The sequence below is a fragment of the Sphingomonas endophytica genome (assembly GCF_001476895.1).
Classification (GTDB): domain Bacteria; phylum Pseudomonadota; class Alphaproteobacteria; order Sphingomonadales; family Sphingomonadaceae; genus Sphingomonas; species Sphingomonas endophytica_A.
In genome coordinates, this window is sequence record NZ_LDTB01000268.1 from 1 (window position 1) to 686 (window position 686).

Genomic DNA, 686 nt, shown 5'->3' on the forward strand with positions numbered 1-686 from the left:
GCTTCATGCTGTCACCGACGCCAACGGCCGCCCGCTCAGTTTCTTCATGACCGCAGGCCAAATCAGCGATTACACCGGCGCTGCGGCGCTTCTCGACGACCTTCCCAAGGCGCAATGGCTGCTGGGTGACCGCGGCTACGACGCCGACTGGTTCAGGGATGCCCTTCAGCAGAAGGGGATCAAGCCCTGCATTCCTGGGCGGAAATCCCGTCTCGACCCCATCAAATACGACAAGCGTCGGTACAAACGCCGCAACCACATCGAGATCAGGTCCGGCCGCCTCAAGGACTGGCGCCGCCTCGCCACCCACTACGATCGGTGCCCTACGGTCTTCTTCTCCGCTATCGCCCTCGCCGCCACCGTGAGCTTCGGGCCCTGAGCAATGAGGCCTGAGCCTAGCGGTCGCCCGTTCTTCGGAGTCGAACCCGCCATCGGCAGCGGCGATCGCGCAGCAGGCCTCGACGAGCAGTGCCGGATACCGCTGCGCGCCCTTGACGCGTGCGACCGCCTCGAACGCGGCCGCCTCGCCACCCTTCTGGTCCTTGGCGAACCGCTCGGTCAGAGTTTCGAACGTCGCGGTGACATCGTCTAGCCCGAACGCAGCGATCGGCTCAAATCCACGGATCAACCCGAGCATCCGGTCATGCTCCTCCGTCGTTACCCAGCCATCGGCGAAGGCGATCAGC

At 64.9% G+C, this 686-nt stretch carries 1 protein-coding gene and 1 pseudogene; one reads left to right on the forward strand and one right to left on the reverse strand.

Translation table 11 applies throughout. The features are described 5' to 3' along the window. Positions 1 to 379: IS5 family transposase (locus NS334_RS17125; protein ID WP_058757015.1), on the forward strand; the 379-nt coding region annotated here is incomplete at its 5' end. Positions 380 to 409: 30 nt separating this feature from the next. Here NS334_RS17125 and NS334_RS19500 read toward each other — a convergent pair. Continuing rightward, a pseudogene (locus tag NS334_RS19500) lies at positions 410 to 685 on the reverse strand (TerB family tellurite resistance protein); the annotation flags it as partial. Position 686: the final 1 nt, after the last annotated feature.